Raw genomic sequence first — 13,136 nt, 5'->3', positions numbered from 1 at the left:
TTTGCGCGCGCCCCAATCTAGACCAATGATGCCGCCGCGCAACCCGACCCCCTGCGGAACGGCTGTGCGCAAATCGGAGCAAGATGTGTCGACGAATTCAAATGAACTGCTTGAGCATCTCCGAACCTATCTCGAAACCTTCGAGGAGGCGCTGGTGCGCGATGCGGTGGCTGGGATCGGCTGGTATATGCGCCCGCGCCAGCTCGAGCCGCACCGCCTGCCTTGCCTTGGCTATCTCGATCGCGCCGCCGAACTTGCGCCAACAAATGCCAAACCTCTGGCGCGGTTCCTCGCGGCGCATCGCAATGAGCTGCGCTGGGGCCAGACGTACAGCGCGGCCGATTTCGGCGCGGAATTCCTTAACCGATATGGCTGGCTGGAGGTCTTCGGTACGCGCGGTCCCTTCGTCAACGACGAGGTTGCGGCCGGCCTGCTCATCCTCGGACCCGATATCGTCTATCCCGACCATCACCACATCGCCGAGGAGATCTACATTCCGCTGACCGGCGGGACGGAATGGCACAAGGGCGACAGCGGCTTCCACCTTCGCGAGGCGGGCGAGGTGATCCACCATGCGTCCAATGTCAGCCATGCCATGCGAACGGCCAAGGAGCCGCTGCTGGCACTGTACATCTGGCGTGGCGGACCGCTGGCGCAGAAATCGACCGTTCCCGGCACAGTCGCGCAGGGCAGGGCCTGAGCCATGGCCAAAGCGATCATGCTGCAAGGCACGGGCTCCGATGTCGGCAAGACGGTGCTTGTCGCGGGTCTCTGCCGTGCAGCGAAGAAACGCGGCCTGAAGGTGCGGCCGTTCAAGCCGCAGAACATGTCGAACAACGCCGCTGTCGCCGACATTCCCGGCGACAACAACGCCGGCGGCGGTGAGATCGGCCGGGCGCAATGGTTGCAGGCGATCGCCTGCGGCGTCGCGCCGTCGGTCCATATGAACCCGGTGCTGCTCAAGCCGCAGACCGATGTCGGCGCACAAGTCGTCGTGCAGGGCAAGGTGTTCGGCGAGGCGCGGGCGCGCGACTATCAGGCGTTGAAGGGCCGGCTGATGGATGCGGTGCTGGACTCCTGGGCGAAGGTCGGCGAGGGCGCCGACCTGGTCATCGTCGAGGGCGCGGGATCGCCGGCCGAAATCAATCTCAGGGACCGCGACATTGCCAATATGGGCTTTGCGACGCGCGCCAACGTGCCGGTGGTGCTGGTTGGCGATATCGATCGCGGCGGCGTCATCGCCTCGGTCGCCGGCACGCATCTGATCCTGCCGGAGGAAGACCGGCGCATGATCGTCGGCTATCTCATCAACAAGTTCCGCGGCGATGTCTCGCTGTTCGAGGACGGCATCAAGTCGATCGAAAAATTCACCGGCTGGCGCTGTTTTGGCGTGGTGCCGTGGCTGAAGGCGGCGGCGCGCTTGCCGTCGGAGGATTCGGTCGTGCTCGAACGGCTGGCCTCTGGCGAGAAACGGGCGCTGAGGGTTGCGGTGCCGATGCTCGGCCGCATTGCTAACTTTGACGATCTCGACCCGCTCAAGGCCGAACCGCAGGTCGAGGTGGTCTTCGTGCCGCCGGGAAAGCCGCTGCCGCGGGATGCAGGGCTGGTGGTCATTCCCGGTTCGAAATCGACGATCGGCGATCTCCTGAAATTCCGCGAGAATGGCTGGGACCGCGACCTTCTCGCCCATCGCAAGCGCGGCGGTCATGTCGTCGGCATTTGTGGCGGCTTCCAGATGCTGGGCAAAATCGTGCGCGATCCCGACGGCATCGAAGGCAGCATCACCGAAACCGAAGGGCTCGGACTGCTCGACGTCGAAACGGTGATGGAGCCCGAAAAGACGGTGCGCAATGTCAGCGCGCATTCCGTGCCATTCGACCTGCCGCTCGATGGCTACGAGATCCATCTCGGCCGCACTACTGGTCCCGACACGTTGCGGCCGTCGGCCATCATCAACGGCATCGATGATGGCGCGATCTCCGCCGACGGCAAGGTATCAGGCAGCTATCTGCACGGGTTGTTTTCCGCCGATGCCTTCCGGACAAGATTCCTCGAAAGCCTCGGCGCCAGGGGTGGCGGCATCGACTATCGCGCCGAGGTCGAACGGGCGCTGGACGAGATCGCGGCCGAGCTGGAAACCCACCTCGACTGCGACGCTATTTTTGGTTTGGCGCGGTAGCCGGCAGGTTCGTCGGCTTTCGGCCAATAGGTGCCGAAGGACCAGACATTGCCCTCCGGGTCGCGGCAGATGAATTCGCGGCTGCCATAGTCGCGGTCGGTGAGCTCTTCCAGAATCTCGGCGCCGGCCTTCTTGGCTCGGTCATAGGCTGCGTCGGCCTCAGCGACGGCGACATAGATCGATCTGCCACCGCCGGGGCCTGCCGCGCCGACCATCTGGCCGAACTTGTCGTCGCGTGCCGTGCCCAGCATGATCATCGACGAGCCGAAGGTCAGTTCGGCGTGATGCACGACATCACCTTCGCCGTAGCGAGCACGAACGGCGAAACCGAAGGCCTCGCCCAGCCAGTCGATCATCTTGGCGGCATTGCGATAGCGCAAGGTCGGATAGAGCCTGGGCGGCTCGACGTTATGGACATGACGGTCTCCTTCAGTTGGGTTGGTCGATAACCCCAGTCTGGGCGAAGGCCGCTTCGGCGTCTTGAAGAAATGTTACCTCCCAGGGCGTCCTGCAAAGGACGCTGCGGCATCTATGCCTGGAGGGCAAGCATTGTCGGTGTTTCGCCGGCAAGGTCGCGGAATTCGCGCACCAGATGCGACTGGTCGGCATAGCCGCAATCGGCGGCGATATCAGCCCAGTCGCTTTGGTCCTGCCGCGAAAGGCCGAGCGCCCGGTTGAAGCGGACGATGCGCGACAGCGTCTTGGGGCCGACGCCGATCGTGTTGGAGAATTTTCCCAAGAGATGTTTGCGGCTCCAGCCAAGTTTTCCGGCCAGCGTCGCGACGCGGGTACGTCCACCCGAAGCGAGGATCTGGTCATAGGCCCAGGCGATTTCGGCCGGTATTTCCCGGGCTTCGGTCAGCCGGGCCGCGACGAACGTCTCGACGGTGGCAAAGCGGGTGTTCCAATCGTGCGCGTTGCCAAGCTTTTCACGCAGCGCGATGCCTTCAAGGCCGAGCACATCGTCCAGGCCGACCATGCAGTCGGTCAACTCGCTCATCGGGAGGCCGAAAAAGCGGCGGGCGCCGAGCGGGGTGAAATTGATCTGGACGCAGCAGGCGCCGCCGAAGGATTCGATAACCACCGACCCGGCATAGAGGCCGGCGGCGAAACTGGCGAAACGGTCATTGTCGCCGGGATTCTTGCCGAGCCCGATGGCGAAGGGTTCGGCGAAGCTGATGACCAGCGGCACGGTCAGCGAGGCATATTCGACATTGCGGAAATGGCCGCGCATGGTTTCGCGATAGCCGCAGATATTGGTGACCGAACCCCGGAGCCGCGGGCCGGGCGCACGCCGCACCATCTCGAACCGGTCGAGATCGGGACTGGGATGGCGGTTGCCGTCGTCGCTCTGGGCGGGCATAGGCTTTCCTTCCGCCTGGGGACTTTAACAGACCCTCATACAGAATCAAAAGCGCCCGGCTTTTGGCCGGGCGCTCCGAGTTGCCTGAGATTGGAGTGCTTGAAGCGCGTCGTGCCTGAAAAGGCTCATACGATGCGCTTCAAGCTTTTGTTTCATGCATGTCGTTGTCCCAAAACCGCTGCGCACCCACGGGTCAAGCCCGAGGGCATGCTTTTGGGCGACATGCATCAGGCGCCGCGCATCAAGCAACCGGCGGCAAGCACAATGTAGGCGATGAGGACAATCCACACCGCGGCCAAAGGAATGAACGCAAGAACGCCAAGAGCGGCGAGAATGCCGATGATGGCGAGTACAAGGGAAATGATGAAAATCAACTGAGTAGGTGCACTGAGATTCATGTGTGGCTCCTCCAACATGATTCGTACACTCACAGTCTATCAGGCCCGCAATCATACACCAGTCAGCACCCCGTCCTGGGTTCCACCGCCAACTCCGCCCCGATTGGCATCTTCTAACCCGTTTGCGTAAAGCTGATTCCGCGCTACCTATTCACGACGAATCGATGAGGGAACGCCATGGCATTCGCTTTGCTGGACCAGATACGCTCGATCTTCGACGGCGACCCCGGCGTGCGCAAGGTGGCGGACGATCCTGTACTGTCGGCGGAGTTGCTCATGCTGTTCCGCATGATCCTGGCCGACGGATCGGTCAGCGAGAGCGAGATGGCCGCCTTCAGGCGCATCTGCCGGGAAGCTTTCGGAATTCCGGAAGCCAGCATCGACAGCGTCATCGAGTATCTCAACGAGTTTGGCTACGAGACCAACGGCTCGCAAGCCATCGCGCAGTTTCGCGACCTCGACATCGAACGGCGCAAGCTGCTCGCCCGCCACATGGCCGACATCGCCAAGGCCGATTCGCAACTTGCCGAGAGCGAGGTACGGCTTCTGCGCCGCACGCTCGACCTGCTCGACATCAGCCCTGTCGATGTGGTGAAACCGGAAGAGTGAGACGGACGCTCACCCCTGTTCCTGCAACCGCCGTGCGATCGCCCGGTGCAAATCGGGAGCCGCGGTGACCAACGCCCTGGCCGCTTCGGACCGCGGGTGGTCGAGAACTTCGTTCGTCCTGCCGCGCTCGACGATCTTTCCCTCATGCATGACCATCACCGCTTCGGTGATGGCGCGGGCGACGGTCAGATCGTGGGTGATGAACAGATAGGCGATGCCGAGTTTCTGGTTGAGCTCGGCGAACAGGTCGAGGATCTGGGCGCGGATCGAGACATCGAGCGCCGAGACCGGCTCGTCGGCGACGACCAGTTTCGGGCGGGTAATGATGGCGCGGGCGATCGACAGGCGCTGGCGCTGGCCGCCAGAAAATTCGTGCGGATACTTGTCCATGTCGTCCGGCGACAGGCCGACTTCGTGCAGCGCATTGGCCACCATCTGGCGCCGTTCGGCATTCGTCGGCTTCTTCTCCAGGACATGCAGCGGTTCGGCGACCAGTTTTTCCACCTTCTGGCGTGGGTCGAAAGAGCCGTAAGGGTCCTGGAACACCACCTGCATGTCGCGCCGCGCCGGTTTTAGGTCCGCCTCGCTCTTGCCGGTGATGGTCTGCCCGCGAAACCGGATTGTTCCCGATGTCGGCTCGTCCAGCGCCAGGACCATGCGGGCAAGCGTGGACTTGCCGCAGCCGGAACGCCCGACCAGCGCCACCGACTGACCAGGCGCCATCGAGAAAGATACGTCATTAACCGCACGGATCGGGGCGCTGCGCTTGAACAGCGATATGCGCCGCCCGGGATAGTCCCGCGTCACCCGTTCTACCTGAAGAAGAGGTTTGGCTACCTGAAGCAGAGGTTTGCCTTGGCCGGCCTCATGTGCTCTGGCGCGCGCGGGTACATGCATCGAGGCTTGCGCCAACTGGCGCGTGTAGGGGTGGAGCTGCTCGGACAGCGTGCGGGCGGTGTCGCCGGCCTCCATCACCTCGCCATGGCGCAGGATGGTGATGCGGTCCGCCATTTCGGTCACCACCGCGAGATCGTGCGAGATGAGGAGCAAGCCCATGCGGTTTTCCGCGACCAGATCGCGCAAAAGATCGAGGATCTGCGCCTGAAGAACCACGTCGAGCGCTGTCGTCGGCTCGTCGGCGATCAAGAGTTTCGGCTTCAGCGCGCAGGCGATGGCGATCACGACGCGCTGGCGCTGGCCGCCGGACAGTTCGTGCGGATAGCGCGACAGCGGGAATTGCGCCGCCGGCAGACCGACCCGGTCGAGCATTTTTCGCGCGCGTTCCTCGGCCTCCGCCCGGCTGGCTTTCGTGTGCCAGCGTATGCCTTCCGCGACCTGCTCGCCAATGGTCTTGACCGGATTGAGCGCCGTCATCGGCTCCTGGAAAACCATGCCGATGTCGTCGCCACGCAGCGCGCACATCTGGTCTTCGGTTGCCGAGAGGATGTCGATGCCGTCGAAGGTCACGCGCCCCGTGGCGCGGGCTGCCCAGGGCAGGAGCTGCATCACGGTGAGCGCCGTCATCGATTTGCCGGAGCCGGATTCGCCGACCAGCCCCATCACCTCGCCGGGTGCGACGGAAAGCTCGATATCCCTCAGGATCCGCGTTCCGCCGATGGTCAGCGACAGGTTCTCGATCTCGAGCAGGCTCATCGCTGCCGCCGCGATTTCGGATCGAGGATGTCGGCGATGCCGTCGCCGAGCAGGTTCAGGCCAAGCACGGTGACGACGATCGCCATGCCCGGAAACAGCGCCATCCATGGCGCCACCACCATGCGGGTCTGCGCATCGAACAGCATCCGCCCCCAGCTCGGCATCGGCGGCTGCGTGCCCAGCCCGACATAGGAAAGTCCGGCTTCGGCCAGGATGCCCAGCGCAAACTGGATGGTGCCTTGCACCAGCAGCAAAGTGACGATGTTGGGCAGCACATGTTCCAGCGTGATCAGCGTCCTGCTCTTGCCGGCGGCGCGCGCGGCGAGGATGAATTCGCGCGGCCAGATCGCCAGCGCGCCAGCCCGTGCAACGCGCGCGAAGACCGGGATATTGAAGATGCCAATGGCGATGATGGCGTTGACCGCACCCGGCCCGAAGATGGCTGTGATCATGATCGCCGAGAGCAAGGCGGGGAAGGCAAAGACGAGATCGTTGAGCCGCATCAGCGCTTCGTCGACGAGACCGCCGCGTGCCGCGGCAAAGGCGCCGAGCGGCACGCCGACACCCATGCCGATGCCGACCGCCACCAGCGCCACGGCAATCGAGTTACGTGCACCGACCATGATCATCGACAGGATGTCGCGGCCGAAATGGTCGGTACCGAACCAGTGCGCCGGCGACGGGCTTTGCGTCTTGTCGGCGATGATCAGCCTGGTGACGTCATATGGGGTCCAGAAGAACGAGACGATCGCGACCGCCGCCACCAGTGCGGTGATGATGAATCCGGCGAGGAACGATCGATTCCCAAACGCCTTGGCCAGAATGCTGGCAAGGTTCTCTTCGGGGATGTCGAAGCGTAGCGTCATTGCCGGCTTCTCAGGCGCGGATCGACGACCGCATAGGAGAGATCGACAAGCAGGTTGACGGCGATGACGGCGGCGACCAGCAGCATGACGACGCTTTCGACGACGATCAGGTCGCGCTGGGTGATCGCCTGGAACACCAGCCGGCCGAGGCCGGGGAGATAAAAGACGTTCTCGATGATGATGGTGCCGGCAAGCAGAAAGGCGAACTGCAGGCCGAGAATGGTCAGCACCGGGATCATGGCATTGCGCAGCGCGTGCCGCCACAAGACAGTGCGATAGGGCAGGCCCTTGGCGCGGGCGGTGCGGATGTAGTCCTCGTTCAGCACTTCGATCAGGGCCGAGCGGGTGACGCGGGCAAGGATCGCCGCCTGCGGCAGGGCGAGCGCGATCGCCGGCAGGAACAGCGATTTCAGCGCCGGCCAGACGCCGGCGCCCCAGCCAGGAAAGCCGCCCGCCGGCACCAGCCGCAGCCAGACGGCAAAGAGGTAAATCAGCATCAGCGCGAACCAGAAGTTCGGCACGGCGACGCCGAGCTGCGCGGCGCCCATCGCAATCGTGTCACCGGCCCTTCCGTGCCGGCCGGCGGAAAACAGTCCGACCGGAATGGCAATGAGGGTGGACAGCGCCAGCGCGATCAGCGCCAGCGGCAGCGAGACGACGACGCGCTCGCGGACAAGATCGATGACCGGCACCGAATAGGTGTAGGAACGGCCGAAATCGAGGCTCAGCAAGCCGCTGGCCCAGTGCAGGTAACGCAAAGCGAGGGGGGCGTTGAGGCCCATCTGGTTGCGCAGCAACTCGACCTGGTCGGCGCTGGCATTCATGCCCAGCATCAGCCGCGCCGGGTCGCCCGGAATGATCTCCAGCACCGCGAAGACCACCATGGAGGCCAGGACCAGCGTGAGGACGGCGATGATGAGGCGTTTGAGGAGATAGGCGGTCATGTTCTGCCCGGTGCGGCGACCGAGTAGAGATTGCATTCCCGCCCACCCCCCTCTGTCCTGCCGGACATCTCCCCCGCAAGGGGGGAGATCGGCAGCTTCGGCGGCACGCCTCTTCTGCCACGTTCAGGATTGGCGAAAGCGGCTGAGCGCGCAATCTCCCCCCTTGCGGGGGAGATGCCCGGCAGGGCAGAGGGGGGTGGGACGGAGCGCAAGTTCCCCTCTTTCAATCCGTCCACTTCACCTTGGTCAGGTCGTTGGCCTGGATCGGTGCGTTTTCCCACAGGCCTTGCAGCTTGGCGTCCCAGACGCCGACCTTCGGCAGTTCGTAGAGGAAGCCGACCACGGCGTCGTCGGCCAGTATCTTCTGCGCCTGCCCGAGCAGCTCCTTGCGCCTGGCCTCGTCGGAGGTGAGGTTCAAATCGGCGATGATCTTGTCGAAGGCCGGGTTGTCGTAATTGAAGTAATAATCCTTGCGCGAATAGATATCGATATCGTTGGGCTCGGTGTGGGAGACGATGGTCAGGTCGTAATCCTTCTTGGTGAACACCTGGTCCAGCCACTGCGCCCATTCGACCGGAATGATCTCCAGATCGATGCCGACATCGCGAAGCTCGGAGGCGATGATCTCGCCGCCAAGCCGCGCATAGGAAGGTGGCGGCAGTTTCAGCGTCGCCTTGATGCCGTTCTCGAAGCCGGCTTCCTTCAATAATTCCCTGGCCTTGGCCACATCGTGCGGATAGCGGCCGGTGAGGTTGACATAGTCCTTGCTGGCCGGCGACATATGCGAGCCGATCGGCACGCCGAGGCCGGCCGAGGCGCCGTCGATGATCGCCTTGCGGTCGAGCGCATAGGAAATCGCCTGCCTGACCTGCGGTCTGTCGAAAGGCGGTTTCTTGTTGTTGATGGACAGGATGGTTTCGCCCTCGGTGGCGCCGATCACCACCTTGAAGCGGGGATCGTCCTTGATCTGCGCGGCGCTGTCGGGATCGAGGAAAGGAATGGCCTGGACGTCGCCGGAAAGCAGCGCCGGTATCGCGGCGGCGGCATCGGGGACGATGCGGAACTCGGCCTTGTCGAGGGACACCGGGGCGCCCCAGTAGGTGTCGGACTTCACCAGCGTGATCGACGAGCCCTTGGCCCAGCTCTGGAATTTGAACGGACCGGTGCCGATGGGTTTTTCCCTGTTGGTGTCGGCTGTCTCAGGCGCGACGATGACCGCGTCGCCCCAGCCCATATTGTAGAGGAAGGAGCCTTGCGGGTTCTTCAGCGTGATCTTCACTGTCGCCGGATCGACGACCTCGACCGTATCGATGGCGGCGAACAGGCCCTTTTGCGCGTTGACGGAGGTGTCGGCGCGGGCGCGGTCGAGCGAGAATTTCACGTCGTCGGCGTTGAAGTCGGTGCCGTCGTGGAATTTCACGCCGCTATGCAGCTTGAAGGTGTAGACCTTGCCGTCATCGGAAATGGTCCAGCTTTCGGCGAGGTCGGGCAGCACCTCGCCATTCGGGCCGATGCGGGTCAGGCCCTCGAACACATTGGCGTAGAGCACTTCGTCGATCGCCGCCGCGGCGCCCGCGGTCGGATCGAGATGCGGCGGTTCGAGCGGAATGCCGATGACGAGGTCGGTTCGCGCGGCAAACGCAGAAGCGCCAGCGGCCAGTGCCAGCGCCGCGGCGGCCAGAATGGTTTTCCACAATTTCATCGCGCAAACTCCCCATAGGCTCGAATGTGCTCAAAAAACCCGGCGGATAGAAGCGTGATTTCGCCGAGGAGTAAATCGCGTTTCATGCTGTCCGGCAGTGCCGGGAGGAATGTTTTTCTCCGAACTGCATGCTCAATCAATTGGCGCACCCGGTCGCTACCCGGCGACGGTACCTCTCAGCAGCACATTGAGCCCGATCGCCATCACCTTCGCCGATTCCACCATGTCTGATATCCCGACCCATTCGTCGGGCCGATGAGCGAGGTCGAGAATGCCTGGACCATAGGCGATGCAGTCGTAGATATGGCCGATGCGGGCAATGTGCTTCTGGTCGTAGGTGCCGGGCGAAATCACGTAGTCGGGCTCGCGGTCGAAAATCTCCATGATGCCTTGCGCCACCGCCTTGACCACCGGCGCGTCGCGCTCGGTCATCAGCGGCAGCACCTCCATGAGGTCCCGGATCTCGTAGTCGAATTTCTTGCGATCGCGCTTCAGCCGCTCGAGGATATCAGTGACCTCGCTTTTGACCGTGCCCAAATCCTCTTCGAGCAGGAAGCGGCGGTCGATGGTCAGCCGGCAGGAATCCGGCACGTTGGGCGAGGGCAGGCCGGGCCGGAAATCCTCGGTCTGGCCGCCATGGATCGAATTGATGTTCATGGTCGAGCGTTTTGCCCCCTCGGGCACGACCGGCATGCGCGTCATCTTGCGGTCAAGCGCCGGAAACAGCTCGTCCTCGAAAGCCCTTAGCACGGCGCCCATATGGCGCACCGCATTGTCGCCGAGGAACGGCATCGAGCCATGCGCGATCTCGCCCTTGGTCTCGATCTCGGCCCACCAGACACCGCGGTGGCCAAGGCAGATGCGATCCTTGTTCAATGGCTCGGGGATGATGACGTGGTCGACCTTCGGCGCGGAGAAATAGCCGAGCTTCGCCAGATGGGCGACGCCGCCGAAGCCGCCGGATTCCTCGTCGGCCGTGCCGGATATTTCGATTGCGCCGGGAAAATCGGGAAAGACCTCCATGAAGGCCTCGGCGGCGATGATCGAGGCGGCAAGCCCGCCCTTCATGTCGCACGCGCCACGGCCATAGACCTTGCCATCCCTGACGACGCCGGCGAACGGATCGACGGTCCAGCCTTCGCCGGCTTCGACGACATCGATATGCGAGTTGAAATGCACGCAGGCGCCGGCCGAGCGGCCGTCAAAACGGGCGACGACGTTGACGCGCGGATAGCGGTCGGTGTCGCCGGGCGTGCCTTCGGCGCGGATGAATTCGGTCTCGAAACCGCGCTTCTTCAGGCGTGCGCCGATATATTCGGCGCATGGCCGATAGGCCTCGCCAGGCGGATTGACAGTTGGAAAGCGGATCAGGTCGGCGGTCAGCGCGACCAGGTCGTCGACCCGGTCATCGACCGCCTTCAGGAGTCGTTCGTTCATCCGGCGAGTTGAGCAACGAAGCACGCGATTTGGCAAGCCTGTTGGCGGATCGCGCCAAAGTTGCGTATCGCTGCGGCAACTATGGCGGGAAATCGTTCAAATTCGCTGCTTTGGATTGGTGAATTCGTCAGGGAGTGTGTGATATTTCGCTCACGCGCCATTAAAAAGATGAATAATGGCGTGAAGGCAAGCAGGCAGGGCAATCAAAGGGGTTTGATCGCATGAAAAAGACCGTTCTCATGGCAGCGGTTCTGGCAACGATGCTGTTTGGTTCTTCAGTCGAGGGCCAGGCAGCCAAACTGGTCGCAAACATCGACATATCTTCGCAGAGGATGACGGTAAGACATGGTCAGGCGGTGTATCGGTGGACCGTATCCACCGCCCGCAAAGGTTATGTCACGCCACGCGGCAGCTATCGGCCGCAGCGGACGGAACGGATGTGGTACTCGCGCAAATACGACATGTCGCCGATGCCTTATTCGGTGTTCTTTCGCGGCGGCTATGCCATCCACGGCACGGGCGCGGTCAAGCAGCTAGGGCGCCCGGCGTCGCATGGCTGTGTTCGGCTGCGCACCGCCAACGCTGCCACCTTCTATTCCATGGTGCGGCAAGCCGGCTTCCGCAACACGCGGATCGTCGTTACCGACTAGCTGTGGCTGGCTGCAAGCGAAGGAAGCGGAAAGCCGAGGGTTCGCGGCTCCTACAAGAAGTCGAATGGGCTGTGAAGCGACGCCGGCTTTCCGCTCTGAACCAATTCGTCGGTGAAAGTGGGAGCTCTATTTACGTGGGCAGGCTTTGGGCAGAATATACGGGGTGGGAGGAAGCATTCGGAATCCCTGAATAAATGCGCCCGAACGGCTTCCGACCGTTGGTTGCAAGGGAGGATAATCATGAAACGCATTTTCGTGCTCGCGGCTTTTGCCGCGGCGTTATCGCTCGACGTATCGAACGCCTACGCACAATCGGGCGGCGTCGATAAGGCGGTCGGCGGCTACAGCTTCGAAGAGGCCGCAAAGGAAGCCCCCGGTACCAAGGACTTCCATTCGGCCGATGGTCGCCTAACTTTCGCTATCGTGACACACACTGCCGGCAATGGCTTCTTCGATCCGGTCTACGTCGGCGCGACCGTCGCCGGCAACCTGATCGGCGCCAAGATCCTGCTGCTCGGCTCGGAATCGCCGACCGACGACCCTGCCCGCGAGATCGAAATCCTGAACCAGATCGTGCAGGATCCGACGATCGACGGGCTGATCATGACAACGCCCCAGGTCGGCGCCTACAACGACATCGTCAAGGCCGCCGAGGCGAAGGGCATACCGGTCGCCACAACCAATTCCTTTGACGGCACGATCCTCAACCGCAGCGGCATCGGCCACACCGGCCAGGACGCCTCCGCTGCCGCAATCGCCGGCGAGGCGCTCGTCAAGTGCCTCGCGGACAAGGGTATCGAGAAGGGGTCGATCGTCCTGCCGTCGTCGACCGCAATGGGCAACATCGAGGTGAACAATCGTGTCACTTCGGCTTTCAACGCCATCGTCAAGGGCTTGAGGGATGCCGGCAAGCTTGATGCCTTCAAGGTCGACGCGGGTCCGGAGAACACCGGTATCGACACCAATCCAAATGATCCGGTGAACGGCATCGTGACGCTGTTCGAATCGCGCGGCGACGTCGTTGGCGCGTTCGCCGGCAACAACGTGTTCACGCCGGCGCTTGCCAAGGCCGTCGCTCAGACCGGAATGACCGGCAAGATCTGCGCCTACGGTTTCGACCTCGGCCCGGCCCAGCAGGATGCGATGAAGAGCGGCGATCTGACCGGTGCGCTCGGGCAGCAGCCCTTCTTGCAGGGCTTCTGGCCGGTCATGCAGCTCTATCTGCAGATCGATCGCGGCATCGCGGCAGCCAACCTCGACACACGCGCCCAACTCGTGACGCAGGAGACCGTCGAGAAAGTCGGCAAGCGCTTCGAGAACTGAGTCCGCTCGGAA

Annotated in this window: 12 protein-coding genes and 1 pseudogene; 5 read left to right on the top strand and 8 right to left on the bottom strand. The window is 63.0% G+C overall.

The genetic code is table 11. From position 1 onward, the window contains the following. The first annotated feature begins 85 nt into the window (after nt 1-85). Nucleotides 86-700 (top strand): dimethylsulfonioproprionate lyase family protein, encoded by a 615-nt coding sequence (locus MESS4_RS21495; RefSeq protein ID WP_006335465.1) that lies wholly within the window; start codon nt 86-88, stop codon nt 698-700. 3 nt (nt 701-703) lie between these two features. Next, nucleotides 704-2,179 carry a cobyric acid synthase gene (locus MESS4_RS21490; protein WP_006335463.1) on the top strand — a complete coding sequence of 492 codons (1,476 nt, stop codon included), beginning with the start codon at nt 704-706 and terminating at the stop codon, nt 2,177-2,179. A gap of 2 nt (nt 2,180-2,181) precedes the next feature. Here the strand turns inward: MESS4_RS21490 and MESS4_RS21485 are convergent. From MESS4_RS21485 to MESS4_RS21475, 3 genes and pseudogenes are all read right to left on the bottom strand, one after another. Further along, a pseudogene (locus tag MESS4_RS21485) lies at nt 2,182-2,535 on the bottom strand (VOC family protein); the annotation flags it as partial. A 173-nt stretch (nt 2,536-2,708) separates the two neighbouring features. Beyond that, nucleotides 2,709-3,542 (bottom strand): AraC family transcriptional regulator, encoded by an 834-nt coding sequence (locus MESS4_RS21480; protein ID WP_006335459.1) that lies wholly within the window; start codon nt 3,540-3,542, stop codon nt 2,709-2,711. Between the two features lie 227 nt (nt 3,543-3,769). Beyond that, the gene (locus tag MESS4_RS21475; protein WP_006335442.1) at nt 3,770-3,940 is read right to left on the bottom strand and encodes a hypothetical protein; all 171 of its coding nucleotides are present in this window, start codon (nt 3,938-3,940) and stop codon (nt 3,770-3,772) included. Nucleotides 3,941-4,117: 177 nt separating this feature from the next. On the opposite strand from MESS4_RS21475, the gene MESS4_RS21470 reads away from it, so the two are divergent. Then, nucleotides 4,118-4,549 (top strand): TerB family tellurite resistance protein, encoded by a 432-nt coding sequence (locus tag MESS4_RS21470; protein ID WP_006335438.1) that lies wholly within the window; start codon nt 4,118-4,120, stop codon nt 4,547-4,549. 9 nt (nt 4,550-4,558) lie between these two features. On the opposite strand, the gene MESS4_RS21465 is transcribed toward MESS4_RS21470, so the two are convergent. The 5 genes from MESS4_RS21465 to MESS4_RS21445 all read right to left on the bottom strand — a co-directional run bounded on the left by MESS4_RS21465 (nt 4,559) and on the right by MESS4_RS21445 (nt 11,151). After that, nucleotides 4,559-6,202 carry a dipeptide ABC transporter ATP-binding protein gene (locus MESS4_RS21465; RefSeq protein ID WP_006335436.1) on the bottom strand — a complete coding sequence of 548 codons (1,644 nt, stop codon included), beginning with the start codon at nt 6,200-6,202 and terminating at the stop codon, nt 4,559-4,561. Further along, nucleotides 6,199-7,068 carry an ABC transporter permease gene (locus MESS4_RS21460; protein WP_006335434.1) on the bottom strand — a complete coding sequence of 290 codons (870 nt, stop codon included), beginning with the start codon at nt 7,066-7,068 and terminating at the stop codon, nt 6,199-6,201. The genes MESS4_RS21465 and MESS4_RS21460 overlap by 4 nt, the downstream gene beginning before the upstream one ends. Further along, on the bottom strand, nt 7,065-8,012 hold the full coding sequence (locus MESS4_RS21455; protein WP_036241832.1) for an ABC transporter permease: 948 nt from the start codon (nt 8,010-8,012) through the stop codon (nt 7,065-7,067). The genes MESS4_RS21460 and MESS4_RS21455 overlap by 4 nt, the downstream gene beginning before the upstream one ends. A 223-nt stretch (nt 8,013-8,235) precedes the next feature. Then, nucleotides 8,236-9,714, bottom strand: a complete 1,479-nt coding sequence (locus MESS4_RS21450; RefSeq protein WP_006335430.1) for an ABC transporter substrate-binding protein — start codon at nt 9,712-9,714, stop codon at nt 8,236-8,238. Between the two features lie 156 nt (nt 9,715-9,870). Next, complete coding sequence (locus MESS4_RS21445) at nt 9,871-11,151, bottom strand: acetylornithine deacetylase/succinyl-diaminopimelate desuccinylase family protein (protein ID WP_006335427.1); 1,281 nt, start codon at nt 11,149-11,151, stop codon at nt 9,871-9,873. 221 nt (nt 11,152-11,372) lie between these two features. Between MESS4_RS21445 and MESS4_RS21440 the strand changes: the two genes are divergently transcribed. Together MESS4_RS21440 and MESS4_RS21435 are read left to right on the top strand one after the other, a co-directional pair. Next, nucleotides 11,373-11,801, top strand: a complete 429-nt coding sequence (locus MESS4_RS21440; RefSeq protein WP_006335425.1) for a L,D-transpeptidase — start codon at nt 11,373-11,375, stop codon at nt 11,799-11,801. Between the two features lie 240 nt (nt 11,802-12,041). Further along, nucleotides 12,042-13,124 carry a substrate-binding domain-containing protein gene (locus tag MESS4_RS21435; RefSeq protein WP_006335421.1) on the top strand — a complete coding sequence of 361 codons (1,083 nt, stop codon included), beginning with the start codon at nt 12,042-12,044 and terminating at the stop codon, nt 13,122-13,124. The last annotated feature ends 12 nt before the right edge of the window (nt 13,125-13,136 follow it).

The sequence above is a fragment of the Mesorhizobium sp. STM 4661 genome, assembly GCF_000359125.1.
In the GTDB taxonomy this organism is placed as follows: Bacteria; Pseudomonadota; Alphaproteobacteria; order Rhizobiales; family Rhizobiaceae; genus Mesorhizobium.
The sequence above is the reverse complement of the archived record's forward strand: the minus strand, read 5'-3'. Positions and strand labels throughout refer to the sequence as shown.